The organism is Curtobacterium sp. PhB137 (assembly GCF_003814955.1).
Lineage (GTDB): Bacteria > Actinomycetota > Actinomycetes > Actinomycetales > Microbacteriaceae > Curtobacterium.
On record NZ_RKQO01000005.1, the window covers coordinates 333768 to 346997 of the forward strand.

Sequence of the window (13230 nt, forward strand, 5' to 3'; positions counted from 1 at the left end):
TCCCGGTGATGGTGGCTTCGTCGGTCACGCGCTCGAACTCCCGTGTCGGATGGCGTCGGTAGGCTGTCCGGGTGTCGGACTCCGCAAAGCCTACCCTCATGGTCATCGACGGCCACTCGCTCGCCTTCCGGGCCTTCTACGCGCTGCCGGTCGACAGTTTCGTGAACCGCGACGGGCAGCACACGAACGCCATCCACGGCTTCATCTCGATGCTGCTCATGCTCCTGCAGCGCGAGAAGCCGACGCACCTGGCGGTGGCGTTCGACATCTCCCGGTTCTCGTTCCGCACCCGTGAGTACGAGGCGTACAAGGGCACCCGCTCCGAGACCCCGGCCGAGTTCAAGGGGCAGATCCCGCTGCTGCAGCAGGCGCTCGAGGCGATGGGCATCACGACGGTGACGAAGGAGGACTACGAGGCTGACGACATCCTCGCGACCCTGTCGTCCCAGGGTGCTGCGCAGGGGTACCAGGTGTACGTCGTCTCCGGCGACCGCGACGCCATCCAGCTCGTCAACGACGACGTGACGCTGCTGTACCCGTCGGTCCGTGGCGTCTCCGAGCTCACCCGGTACGACCGCGACAAGGTGTACGAGCGCTACGGCATCGAGCCGCACCAGTACCCGGACATCGCCGCGCTCGTCGGCGAGACCAGCGACAACCTGATCGGCATCGACAAGGTCGGCGAGAAGACCGCGGTCAAGTGGGTCACGCAGTACGGCTCGCTTGAGGGGGTCCTCGAGCACGCCGACGAGATCAAGGGCGTCGTCGGCAACAACCTGCGCGAGCAGCAGGACCGTGCGGTCCGGAACCGCCGGCTGAACCGCCTGGTCACCGACGTCGAACTGCCCGTCGGTCCGGCCGACGTCGCGCTCCGGCCCCTCGACGAGACCGCCGTGCGCGAGCTGTTCGCCAAGCTGCAGTTCCGCACGCTGCTCGACCGCGTCTTCAAGGTCGCCGGCTCCGGTGAACCGTCCGAGCAGCCGGCCGAGGGCGGGGTAACCGACGGCGCCGCGACCCCGCCGTCGGTGAAGACCCTGATCGACGAGGAACTCGGGTACTGGCTCGAGCGCCGCAACGCTTCCGAGGCGGCGAACGGCTACGGCGTCGCGGTCGAGGTCATCGACGGCCGACTCAGCACCATCGGCATCGCCACGCACGACGACGCCGTCCAGGTGCCCGGTGGCAGCGGCGCGAAGGACTACGAGCAGCTGTCGGCGTGGTTCGCCTCCGACGCCCCGAAGCACTTCCACGACGCCAAGACCGCGATCAAGGTGCTCGCGACCGCGGGCTTCGTCGTGAACGGCATCGCCGGCGATGCCCGCATCACGGGGTGGCTCGCCCAGCCCGGCAAGCAGGGGCAGCCGCTGGCCGACCTCGTCTACCAGGAGCTCGGCGAAGAGCTCCCCACCGCCGACCCGAACCAGCTCGTGCCGGAGACCGACCCGGTGAACGTCGGCGTGCACGCCTGGTTCGTCCTGCGGGTCACCACGGCGCTCCGTGCCCGGATCGACGAGTCGTCGCTCAAGGTCCTCGACGACATCGAGCTCCCGCTGGTGTCGGTGCTCGCGAGCATGGAGACGATCGGTGTCGGCATCGACCGCCCGGTGCTCACGGGGTTGTCGAAGGAACTGGGGGAGCGTGCCGCCGACCTGGCGCAGCAGGCGTTCGCCGAGATCGGGCACGAGGTGAACCTCGGTTCCCCGAAGCAGCTGCAGGAAGTCCTGTTCACCGAGCTCGCGATGCCCAAGACCCGCAAGACGAAGACCGGGTTCTCGACCGACGCCGCGAGCCTGGCCGACCTGCAGGAGCAGCACCCGCACCCGTTCCTCGGCCTGCTGCTGCAGCACCGCGACGCCACGAAGCTCCGCCAGATCGTCGACACGCTCGACGCGGCGATCGTCGACGGGCGCATCCACACCCGGTACGAGCAGACCGGCAGCAGCACCGGCCGCATCTCGTCGACCGATCCGAACCTGCAGAACATCCCGGTGAAGACCGCGGTCGGACGCCGGGTCCGGTCGGCGTTCGCCGTCGCGGAGCCGTACACGACGCTCATCACTGCCGACTACTCGCAGATCGAGATGCGCATCATGGCGCACCTGTCCGGCGACCCCGGTCTCATCCAGGCCTTCAACGAGGGCGAGGACCTGCACCGCTTCGTCGGCGCCCGGGTGTTCGGCGTCGAGCCGGCCGAGGTCTCCGCCGAGATGCGCACCAAGGTCAAGGCGATGTCGTACGGCCTGGCCTACGGGCTGAGCGCGTTCGGGCTGTCGAAGCAGCTCCGCATCGAGCAGTCCGAGGCCCGGACGCTCATGACCGAGTACTTCGCTCGCTTCGGCGCCGTGCGCGACTACCTGCGCAACGTCGTCGAGCAGGCGCGCGAGGACGGCTACACCGAGACGATCTTCGGTCGTCGCCGGCCGTTCCCGGACCTGAAGAGCCCGAACCGCGTCCTGCGCGAGAACGCCGAGCGCGCTGCGCTGAACGCGCCGATCCAGGGCTCGGCGGCCGACATCATGAAGATCGCGATGCTCGGCGTCGACCAGGACCTGCGCGACGGCGGACTCGAGTCGCACCTGCTGCTCCAGGTGCACGACGAGCTCATCCTCGAGGTCGCGCCCGGCGAACAGGACCGCGTCGAGGAGATCCTCCGCACCCGGATGGGCAACGCCGCCGAACTCACCGTGCCGCTCGACGTCTCGGTCGGTCTCGGTGCGAACTGGGAGAGTGCGGCGCACTGACCGCGGGTCGCGACGCGACCACAGAACGGACGGGAGGCCCGGTGCCAGCTGGCACCGGGCCTCCCGTCCGTTCGTGGCCTGGCCCTCAGGCCGGCATCGCGACGACGCCGAACACCTCGCCCTGGGGGCCGAGAACGATCGCCGAGCGCCCGAACGGGCTGTCGAACGGTTCCATCAGGGCGGTCCCGCCCCGCTGGACGGCCGCGTCGACGGTCGCGTCGGTGTCGTCCGAGCCGAACCACGTCAACCAGTACGCCGGGACGCCCTCCGGCAGGCCGCCTGGCGGCGCGAAGACGCCGGCGACCGGGTCGGCCTCGGCGGTCGCTCCGGGCAGCTTCGCCGAGGCGTAGGGCTCCGACGGATCGCCGAACACGTCGTACGACCAGCCGAACAGGGCCGTGTAGAAGGCCTTCGCCGCCTCGGCGTCGCGCGTGTGCACCTCGGCCCAGCACGGAGCACCGGGCTCGTTGACCCGACCGGAGCCGTCGTGCGCCCCTGCCTGCCAGAGTCCCACGACCGCACCCGTCGGGTCTGCGGCGATCGCCATCCGACCGGCATCGAGCACGTCGAACGCGGGTGTCAGGACGCTGCCGTCTGCGGTGGTGACGCGAGCGGTGATGGCATCGACGTCGTCGGTGGCGAGGTACGCCGTCCAGCTCGGCGGCTGTCCCTCGCCCGTGAGCGGACCGATCCCGGCCACCGGGCGGCCACCGAGGAGCGCCGTGACGGACCCGCCGGCCTCAGCGGGGCCGTCCTCGACGTGCCACCCGAACACCTCGGTGTAGAAGGTGCGGGCCGCGTCCACGTCGGGCACACCCAGGTCGGACCAGCAGGGCGTGCCCTCGGTCCAGCGACCATCGTGTTCGGACATGCAACATCCTTTCCTCTGACCGGACGGTCCCGGTGGTCACGATCCTAGGACCGCTGTCCGTCGTCCGAGCCGGTCGGTAGGGTCGGAGCATGAGCGAAGAGCGTCCCGTCCGCCAGCAGACCGCCGTCGACCACGTGGCAGAGGGATGGGTCGCCACCCTCGTCGACCTCGACCCGACGACGGCCACGTACATCGGTGTGCCGGGTCGCACGGGGGAGTACGGCGACACCTCGCCCGCCGGCGCGGCCGCCCTGGCCGACGCGGCACGGGCGGCGAAGCGCGAGCTCGACGCCGCGGCCGTGGTGGACCCCGTCGACGAGGTCACGAAGGCGGACCTCGGTGCCGAACTCGACCTGGTGCAGGAGTCGTACGCGCGGAAGCTGCACCTCCGCGACCTCAACGTGATCGCGAGCCCGGCCCAGTCGGTCCGCGAGATCATCGACCTGATGCCGACGGCGACCGAGTCGGACTGGCACGACGTCGCCAGCCGACTGCACGCGTTGCCGGACGCGCTCGAGGGCATCCGCGAGACCCTGCTCGAGGGCACGCGCGAGGACGTCACCCCGGCGAAGCGGCAGGTCGCCCTGGTCGCGGAGCAGGCCGCCCGCAACGGTGCCGAGGACGGCTTCTTCCGCCGGCTCGCCGAGGGTGCGGCGTTCGACGACGGCTCTCCCGTGCCGGACTCGCTCCGTGCCGAGCTGACCCGAGGGGCCGAGGTCGCGTCGGCCGCGTACCGGAGCCTCGGGCAGTTCCTCGAGCACGAGCTGCTGCCGCTCGCCACCCCGGTCGACGCCGTCGGGCGCGAGGCTTACGAGCTGCACTCCCGCCGGTTCCTCGGTGCCGTCGTCGACCTCGACGAGACGTACGAGTGGGGCCTCGAGGAACTCGCCCGCATGCGCGACGAGCAGGAGTGGATCGCGGACCGGATCGAGCCGGGTGCGAGTGTGGCCCGGGCGATCGAGGTGCTCGACACCGACCCGTCGCGGATCCTGCACGGCACGGACGCCCTGCAGCGCTGGATGCAGGAGACGAGCGACGCCTCCGTCGCGGCGATGGCCGGCACGTACTTCGACATCCCGGACCCGATCCGCCGGCTGGAGTGCCGCATCGCCCCGACGCAGGAGGGCGGCATCTACTACAGCGGGCCGTCCGACGACTTCTCGCGCGCGGGCCGGATGTGGTGGTCGGTGCCCGAGGGCGTCACCGAGTTCGGCACCTGGCGCGAGAAGACGACGGTCTACCACGAGGGCGTCCCCGGCCACCACCTGCAGATCAGCCAGGGCGTCTACAACCGCGGCGAGCTGAACACGTGGCGCCGCCAGCTGTCCGGCTCGTCCGGGCACGTCGAGGGCTGGGCGCTCTACGCCGAGCGCCTGATGGAGCAGCTCGGGTTCCTCGACGACGACGGCGACCGGCTGGGCATGCTCGACGGCCAGCGCATGCGTGCCGCGCGCGTGGTGCTCGACATCGGCGTGCACCTGGAGAAGACCAACCCGGACGGCGGCGGCTGGACGTGGGAGTACGCCCTCGACTTCATGCGCGAGAACGTGAACATGGACGACGCGTTCGTGCAGTTCGAGGTCGCGCGGTACTTCGGGTGGCCCGGACAAGCGCCGTCGTACAAGGTGGGCCAGCGCGTGTGGGAGTCGATCCGCGACGAGGTCGCCGCCCGCGAAGGCGCCGACTTCGACCTGAAGTCGTTCCACCGTCGTGCGCTCGCCCTCGGCAGCATCGGTCTCGACACGCTGCGGAGCGCGCTGCTCGGCTGACGCGCGGGTGACACGCCCGGTTGTGGGGGCTCCGCCGGTGCGGTTAGACTTGTGCGGCGCAATCCGCGCCACTCAATCAATCGCCACGGCGGAGCACCCCGGGGGTCTCGACTCCCCGCACGCCACGGCCCGACTCATGTCCGTTCGGAGCAATCTCTACATGACAACCACTACGACCAAGGCTCCTAAGCAGGTCGCCATCAACGACATCGGTTCGGCTGATGACTTCCTGGCCGAGGTCGAGAAGACCCTGAAGTTCTTCAACGACGGTGATCTCATCTCCGGCACCGTCGTGAAGATCGACCGCGACGAGGTCCTCCTCGACGTCGGTTACAAGACCGAGGGCGTCATCCCCTCGCGCGAGCTCTCGATCAAGCACGACGTCGACCCCAACGAGGTCGTCAAGGTCGGCGACGAGGTCGAGGCCCTGGTCCTCCAGAAGGAGGACAAGGAAGGCCGCCTCATCCTGTCCAAGAAGCGTGCGCAGTACGAGCGCGCATGGGGCGACGTCGAGAAGATCAAGGAGTCCGACGGCGTCGTGACCGGCACGGTCATCGAGGTCGTCAAGGGTGGCCTGATCGTCGACATCGGTCTCCGCGGCTTCCTCCCCGCCTCGCTCATCGAGCTCCGTCGCGTCCGCGACCTCACGCCGTACCTCGGCCAGGAGATCGAGGCGAAGATCCTCGAGCTCGACAAGAACCGCAACAACGTGGTCCTGTCGCGCCGTGCGCTCCTCGAGCAGACGCAGTCCGAGTCCCGGACCACGTTCCTCAACAACCTGCACAAGGGCCAGGTCCGCAAGGGCATCGTGTCCTCGATCGTCAACTTCGGTGCGTTCGTGGACCTCGGCGGCGTCGACGGTCTCGTCCACGTCTCCGAGCTCAGCTGGAAGCACATCGAGCACGCCAGCGAGGTCGTCGAGGTCGGTCAGGAAGTCACCGTCGAGATCCTCGAGGTCGACCTGGACCGTGAGCGCGTGTCGCTCTCGCTCAAGGCGACGCAGGAGGACCCGTGGCAGGTCTTCGCCCGCACCCACGCGATCGGTCAGATCGCACCGGGCAAGGTCACGAAGCTCGTCCCGTTCGGTGCCTTCGTCCGCGTTGCCGACGGCATCGAGGGCCTGGTGCACATCTCCGAGCTCTCGAACAAGCACGTCGAGCTCGCCGAGCAGGTCGTCTCGGTCAACGACGAGGTCTTCGTCAAGATCATCGACATCGACCTCGACCGTCGCCGCATCTCGCTCAGCCTCAAGCAGGCGAACGAGGGCGTGGACCCCGAGGGCACTGAGTTCGACCCGGCGCTCTACGGCATGCCGACCGAGTACGACGACAAGGGTGACTACAAGTACCCGGACGGCTTCGACCCGGAGACGAACGAGTGGCTCGAGGGCTACGACACCCAGCGCACCGAGTGGGAGGGCCAGTACGCGGCCGCCCAGGGTCGTTGGGAAGCCCACAAGGCGCAGGTCGCGAAGACCATCGCCGACGAGGAAAAGGGTGGCTTCGACCTCCCGGCCGGCGCATCGACGTCGTCCGCTTCCTCCTCGTCGTCGTTCTCGAGCGAGACCGGTGGTGCAAGCCCCCTCGCCGACGACGCTTCGCTGGCGGCGCTCCGCGAGAAGCTCAGCTCGACCAACTGATCGAGCGAGTCGCACTGACCGGAAGCCCGGCATCCCCCAGGGGGTGCCGGGCTTCCGGCGTTTCCACGCTGCGGGTCGTTAGCCTGTCGCAGTGCGCATCATCGGTCTCACGGGCGGCATCGCCGCGGGCAAGTCGACGGTCTCCAAGCGGTGGGCGGAGCACGGCGGCATCGTCGTCGACGCCGACCGGCTGGCACGGGACGCCGTCGCACCCGGCAGCCCCGGGCTCGCGCAGGTCGCCAAGCGGTTCGGCTCCTCGGTGATCACGGCCGACGGCTCGCTCGACCGTCCCGCGCTCGGAGCGATCGTGTTCTCCGACCCGGCGGCACGCAAGGACCTCGAGGCGATCACCCACCCCGAGGTCTGGCGGCTCGCGCAGCGTGCCTTCGACGCGGCCGAGGCCGCCGACCCGGACGCGGTCGTCGTGTACGACGTACCCCTGCTCGCCGAGGCCCGCGGATCCCGCCCGCTCCGGTTCGATGCGGTCGTGGTCGTCGACGCCCCCGCTGCGCAGCGCATCGAGCGGCTGGTGGAGCACCGTGCCATGGAACGCGACGAGGCCGAGCGCCGGGTGGCCGCACAGGCGAGCGACGCCGACCGACTCGCACTCGCCGACCACGTCGTCGACGCGACGGGCACCCTCGACCAGACGATCCGATCGGCCGACGAGGTGTGGTCGCGGATCACCTCGTGAAGCACCGTCTGCTGCTCGTCCTCGCCGCGATCGTGCTCGTCGCGATCGGCGGCGGTGCGCTGGTCGCGGCGAACCTGCTCGGTGCGCAGCGCATCGAGGACGAGGGACGCGTCCCCACGATCGACCGCTCGCACGCCGACGAGCCACCGTCGGGCGACGAGCGCGGACCCGAGGGGGAGTTCCACCGCTTCCGGCTCGGCACCGTGGGCGGCGAGCGGCTCACCCCGAACCGCGACGACTTCGCCGCCCGCACCTCGGCGGACGGCCCCCTGCTGCTGTTCCTGCCCGCCACGAGGTCGCGCCCGGCGGAGTACCAGCGGTTCCTCGGGCAGACCCTGGCGGACGGGTACCACGTGCTCGGGCTGGACTACTGGAACCTCGGTCGCACCCTGTCCGGCACGTGTGAGTCCGACGCCCGCTGCTACGGCATGGTGCAACGCAACCGGTTCGACGGCACCCGTCAGTCCGAGTTCAGCTCGGTGACGCCCGCCGGGTCGATCGTGTCGCGTTTCCGTGACGCGGTGGCCTACCTCGACGACCACGACCCCGACGGCGGGTGGGGCCGCTTCGTGCAGGGTGACGACGACATCGCCTGGCAGGACATCGTCGTGGCCGGACACTCCCAGGGCGGCGGCGAGGCGGCGTACATCGCGCACATCCGGTCCGTCCGCGGCGCGCTGATGTTCTCGTCGCCCGTCGAGTCACGGGGGCCGTCGCACGCGGCGTGGATGAACCGCCCCGGCAAGACCCCCGTCGACCGGATGTACGCCGTCGACGACGTCCGCGACACCTTCGGCCCGCGGATCACCGGGTCGTGGCGGGTCCTCGGGCTCGACGGCGTCGACGGCCCCTTCCGGACGGACACCGATCCACCGCTCGCCGGCGCGGACCCGCACGCGATCCTGACCGACGTCCGGGGCCGGGGGAAGGCGCACTCGTTCATCATCAAGGACTCCACGCCGCTCGGACCGGACGGGGAACCCAGGATTACCGCGCTCTGGCAGTGGATGCTGCACCGGTTCCCCTCTGACGGCTCATAGGCTCGCGCAATAGCCTCTGCTGGTGCAGCCCGTCGACGGAGAACCCGATCTGCGCTCGCTCATCCGCGACCGCGCGGCGGAGAGCCCCGAGCGCCCCTACCTGGAGGACGCCCGTTCTGCGCGCGTCCTGACCTACCGAGCGCTCGAGGATGCCGTGACCGCCTGGTCCGCGACGTTCGACGCGATCGGCGTGCCCGCCTCCGGAGCCGTCCTCGTCGACGTCGGCGACCCCCTCGCGTTCGCCGTGGTGCACCTGACCGCCGTGGCGACCGGGCGCCGTGCCGTCCCGGTGGACACCGGACAGCCGGCGACCGAGCCGGCCCGACTCGCCGACCTGATGGGCGGGGCCTCGATCGTGGTGTCGGACCGTGCCGTGGACGGGACCGTCCCCGGGGTGCCCGCCAGCGGGGTCGACGCGGCCACGTTCCTCCCGGCAGCCGTCCGTGACGGTGACGTGCCCACGCAGAGTCCGGACGCACCGGGCGAGGGGTCCGTGGTGCTCTTCACCTCCGGGTCGACCGGCGCTCCGAAGGGCGTCGAGCTGCCGGAGTCGCAGCTGCTGTTCGTCGCGCGGGCGGTCGCGCTGCACAACGGGTTGACCGGCCGCGACCGCGGGTTCAACTCGCTGCCGTTGTTCCACGTCAACGCCGAGGTCGTCGGCCTGTTGGCGACGCTCGTCGCCGGGGCGACGCTCGTGCTCGACGTGCGCTTCCGGCGGACCGGGTTCTGGGAACTGCTCGCCGAGCGGCGCATCACCTGGCTGAACGCGGTGCCGGCGATCCTCGCCGTGCTCGCGAAGACCGGGCCACTGGACTTCCCGGAGGGCCTCCGGTTCGTCCGGAGTGCTTCGGCACCGCTGCCGGACCCGGTGCGCACGGCACTCGGGGACGTCCCGCTGGTCGTGAGCTGGGGGATGACCGAAGGTGCGTCGCAGATCACCGCGACGCCGCTCGACGCGCCTGCTCGCCCCGGGACCGTCGGCGTGCCCGTCGGGTCCGAGGTGCAGGCACGCGGCGAGGACGGCGCAGCCCTGCCCGCCGACGAGGTCGGTGCACTGTGGGTGCGCGGCCCGGGGATCGTCGGGCGCTACCTGTTCGGGCGCGCATCCGACCGCTTCGACGCCGACGGCTGGCTGAGCACGGGAGATGTGGGATCCGTCGCTGCGGACGGCTGGGTCTCGCTCGCCGGACGCTCCGACGACGTCATCAACCGTGGCGGCGAGAAGGTCTACCCCTCCGAGGTCGAGGACGTCCTGCTCGGCGACCCCCGGGTGCTCGAGGCCGTCGTGGTCGGGCGGCCGGACGAGGTGCTCGGGGCCGTCCCGGTGGCGTACGTGATCCTGCAGCAGGGCGAAGCCGACGCAGCGGACGCAGCCGACGCGGTCGACGCCGCTGCGGCGCCGGTCGACGCCGCTGCGCTCGTCGCCGACCTGACCGCGCGCGCCGAGGCCCACCTGACCCGCTTCCGCCGCCCCGTCGAGATCATCGTGGTCCCCGACCTGCCGCGCGCGCCCACCGGCAAGGTGCAGCGGGCGAAGGTGCGGACGATGGCGCAGCCGTCGTGACCGGCGCCCAGCCGCAGGCCCAGCCGCAGCCGCAGCCGCAGCCGCAGCCACAGGCCCAGCCGCAGCCGCAGGTCCAGACCCCGACCCGCACCGCGGCGGGCAAGCCACGCCACCTGTACGAGGTCGACGTCCTCCGGATCCTGACCTTCGCCTGCGTCATCGGCGTGCACACCACCAGCCACACCGCCGCCTCCGACGACGTCGGCCTGAACGCGCTGCTCGCCCTGCTGCACTTCACCCGGCTCGTCTTCTTCTCGCTGACGGCGTTCGTGCTCGTCTACAGCTACACGCTGCGACCGCGGCCGATGGCGCAGTTCTGGCCGAAGCGGTTCCTGCTCGTCGGGGTGCCGTACCTGGCGTGGTCGTTCGTGTACGTCGGGTCGAGCTGGCTCCTCAGCAGCACCCGTCGGGGCGACGTGCCCGACCTGGTGCGCACCCTCGCCGAGGGCATCGTCACCGGCTCGTCCTGGTACCACCTGTACTTCCTGCTCGTGACCATGCAGGTGTACCTGCTGCTGCCGGTCGTCGTGTGGCTGGTCCGGAAGACCCGCGGGCACCACGTCACGACGCTCGTCGTGGCGCTGGTGGTGCAGCTCGTCGAGTTCGCCGGCTACAAGTACTTCCCGGCGAGCGACGCCTGGCTGCACGGGTACCAGAAGCAGTTCTTCTTCTCGTACGTGTTCTTCATCGTCTCCGGGGCGATCGCCGCCGACCACGCCGACGCGTTCCTCCGGTTCATCCGGGTGCACCGCCGGGCCGTGCTCTGGGCGTTCGCCGGCGTCGGCGCGCTGACGCTCGGCGTCTGGGCGCTCCAGGTCGCCCTCGGCCAGTCGCTCTACGCCGCCGGGACACCGCTGCAACCGATCGAGGCCGTGTGGAGCACCGCGGTCTTCGTCGGGTTCCTGGCGATCGGTGCGCGCTGGGCGGATCGTCGGCGTCCCGGCAGCCCGGTCGCGCGCTTCATCGACTACGCCTCGGACCGGTCGTTCGGGATCTTCCTGAGCCACCCGTTCCTCATCTGGATCCTGCTGTACGGCGACAGCTGGCTCGAGGCCGTGGTGCCGCGGCCGTGGCTGACGCTCGTCACGTACCTGCTCGTGGTGGTGCTGTCCGTGGCGGTCACCGAGGCGTTCCGGTGGACTCCGCTGAGCGTGCCGCTCACCGGCCGGCCGTCGCTCGCGTCCCGCGCCCAGCGTCGGGCGCGCAGCCCGCAGCGCTGACCCGTGCGTTCCGGGCGTCCCTGGTCGGTCCTCCCGACCAGGGACGCCCGTTCCTGCTTGCTGTGCGCGGCGGCGGGTGCGCGTCGCGGCGGTGGAGGCGCTGCGCGGCGGACGGGAGGCGCGGGTCGGCCCAGACCCGTGCCTCCCGTCCGCCTCCTGGGGACCACCAGGGCCGCGCGCACGCCCGCGGGTCCCGTTGCGGACAGCGGAATCGGGCGTACCTGGTCGTTCCTCTCGACCACGTACGCCCGATCCGGCGCGGCGTGCCGCTGACAGCGCGAGTCGCGGGTCAGGCGGCGCGCTGCTCGGCGGCGGGGGTGCCGACCTCGAGGACGCCGTTCGTCGACGTGAGCCGCTGCGGCTTCATGAACCACGCGACGACCGCCGCGGCGCCGAGCAGCACGCACGACAGGGCGAACGGCAGCTGCCAGTCGGACGCGTCGATGAGCAGCCCGAAGACAATGGGGGAGACCACGCCGGCGATGCCGAAGCCGGTGTTCATGAAGCCGGACGCGGTGCCGGACCACTGCGGGGCGACGTCCATCGGGATCGCCCAGAGGTTCGCGTTGCAGAGCTCCAGGAAGAAGAACGACAGCGCGAGCGAGATCGTCGCGACGAGCAGGCCCTGCCCGATGACGAGCGGGATGAGGCAGACGAGCGACCCGCCGAGTCCGATCACCAGGACGGTCCGTCGGGCGTTCCGGGTGTTGCCGCCGCGGTGGATGATCCGGTCGCTGAGCATGCCGCCGACCGTGTCCCCGACGACGCCGGCGAGCAGGATGAGCGTGGTGAACAGCGCGAAGTCGCCGATCTCGAGCCCGTAGGTCGAGCTGAGGAACGTCGGCAGCCACGTGAGGAACACCCAGAGGGTCCAGCCGTAGCCGAAGTCGACGAAGGTCACCGGCAGGATCTGCCGCGCCATCTGCCGCCACGGCACCGGCGGACGGGTCGCACGCGTCTCGACGGGCGGGAGCTCGTCGATCTCGACCTGCGTGATGCCCTTCGTGGACTCGGGCTTGTCGCGGAACCAGACGAACCAGACGATGCCCCAGGCGAAGGACAGGACCGCTGTGGCGAAGAACGCCCACCGCCAGCTGCCCGTCGAACCGATCACCCAGGCGACGAGCAGCGGGGCCAGCGCGTTGCCGAGCCGGGCCGCGGAGTGCACGACGCCCTGCGCGAAGCCGTTGCGGTCGCGGGGGATCCAGCGGGTCATGGCCTGGGTCGCGGTCGGGAACGCCGCGGCCTCGCTGAGCCCGAGGAGCGCCCGGGCCGCGAACAGGGTCCAGAAGCCGACCGCGAAGCCGGTCCACAGTGTCGCGACGCCCCACACCACGGTGATGACGAAGAGGGCCTTGCGCGGCCCGAACTTCTCGCTGATCGTGCCGCCGAACACCTGCAGCAGCGCGTACGGCAGCGAGAACGCGGACACGATCAGGCCCGCGGTGGCCTCGTTGAAGCCGAACTCCTCGGTGATGTGCGGCAGCGCCGTCGAGATGTTCGTCCGGTCGATGTACGAGATCGCGTACATGCAGCAGAGCAGGAGGAGCACTCGTCCGCGGATGCGTCCGCGGAACGGGGTGCCCTTCGTCGGTGCGGCGGGGGTCGCCGTCGTCATGGGGCCTCTTCGGGTGTGGCTCGTGCTGGCTCGTCGGGGACGTGCGGAGCGATCGGGTTGCTGAACGGACCGGA

9 protein-coding genes are annotated in these 13230 nt (G+C 70.8%); 7 read left to right on the forward strand and 2 right to left on the reverse strand.

The genetic code is table 11. The features are described 5' to 3' along the window. Nucleotides 1-71: 71 nt before the first annotated feature. Nucleotides 72-2741, forward strand: a complete 2670-nt coding sequence (gene polA, locus EDF28_RS08180) for a DNA polymerase I (protein ID WP_123294360.1) — start codon at nucleotides 72-74, stop codon at nucleotides 2739-2741. 85 nt (nucleotides 2742-2826) lie between these two features. Here polA and EDF28_RS08185 read toward each other — a convergent pair whose 3' ends face one another. Then, a complete protein-coding gene (locus tag EDF28_RS08185) occupies nucleotides 2827-3612 on the reverse strand; it encodes a VOC family protein (RefSeq protein WP_123937817.1) in 786 nt (261 codons plus the stop codon). 89 nt (nucleotides 3613-3701) lie between these two features. Between EDF28_RS08185 and EDF28_RS08190 the strand changes: the two genes are divergently transcribed. From EDF28_RS08190 to EDF28_RS08215, 6 genes are all read left to right on the forward strand, one after another. Further along, nucleotides 3702-5381 (forward strand): DUF885 domain-containing protein, encoded by a 1680-nt coding sequence (locus EDF28_RS08190; protein ID WP_123937819.1) that lies wholly within the window; start codon nucleotides 3702-3704, stop codon nucleotides 5379-5381. Nucleotides 5382-5541: 160 nt separating this feature from the next. Further along, a complete protein-coding gene (rpsA, locus tag EDF28_RS08195) occupies nucleotides 5542-7020 on the forward strand; it encodes a 30S ribosomal protein S1 (RefSeq protein WP_111083948.1) in 1479 nt (492 codons plus the stop codon). Nucleotides 7021-7111: 91 nt separating this feature from the next. Beyond that, complete coding sequence (gene coaE / locus EDF28_RS08200; RefSeq protein ID WP_123937821.1) at nucleotides 7112-7714, forward strand: dephospho-CoA kinase; 603 nt, start codon at nucleotides 7112-7114, stop codon at nucleotides 7712-7714. Further along, entirely contained in the window at nucleotides 7711-8754 is a 1044-nt protein-coding gene (locus EDF28_RS08205) for a BPSS1187 family protein (protein ID WP_123937824.1), read from the forward strand. The genes coaE and EDF28_RS08205 overlap by 4 nt, the downstream gene beginning before the upstream one ends. A gap of 22 nt (nucleotides 8755-8776) precedes the next feature. After that, entirely contained in the window at nucleotides 8777-10318 is a 1542-nt protein-coding gene (locus EDF28_RS08210; RefSeq protein WP_123937827.1) for a class I adenylate-forming enzyme family protein, read from the forward strand. Continuing rightward, complete coding sequence (locus tag EDF28_RS08215; RefSeq protein ID WP_123937830.1) at nucleotides 10315-11538, forward strand: acyltransferase; 1224 nt, start codon at nucleotides 10315-10317, stop codon at nucleotides 11536-11538. Before EDF28_RS08210 ends, EDF28_RS08215 begins: the two co-directional genes overlap by 4 nt. Nucleotides 11539-11827: 289 nt before the next feature. Here the strand turns inward: EDF28_RS08215 and EDF28_RS08220 are convergent, their stop codons facing one another. Further along, nucleotides 11828-13156 (reverse strand): MFS transporter, encoded by a 1329-nt coding sequence (locus tag EDF28_RS08220; RefSeq protein WP_123937832.1) that lies wholly within the window; start codon nucleotides 13154-13156, stop codon nucleotides 11828-11830. Between the last annotated feature and the right edge of the window lie 74 nt (nucleotides 13157-13230).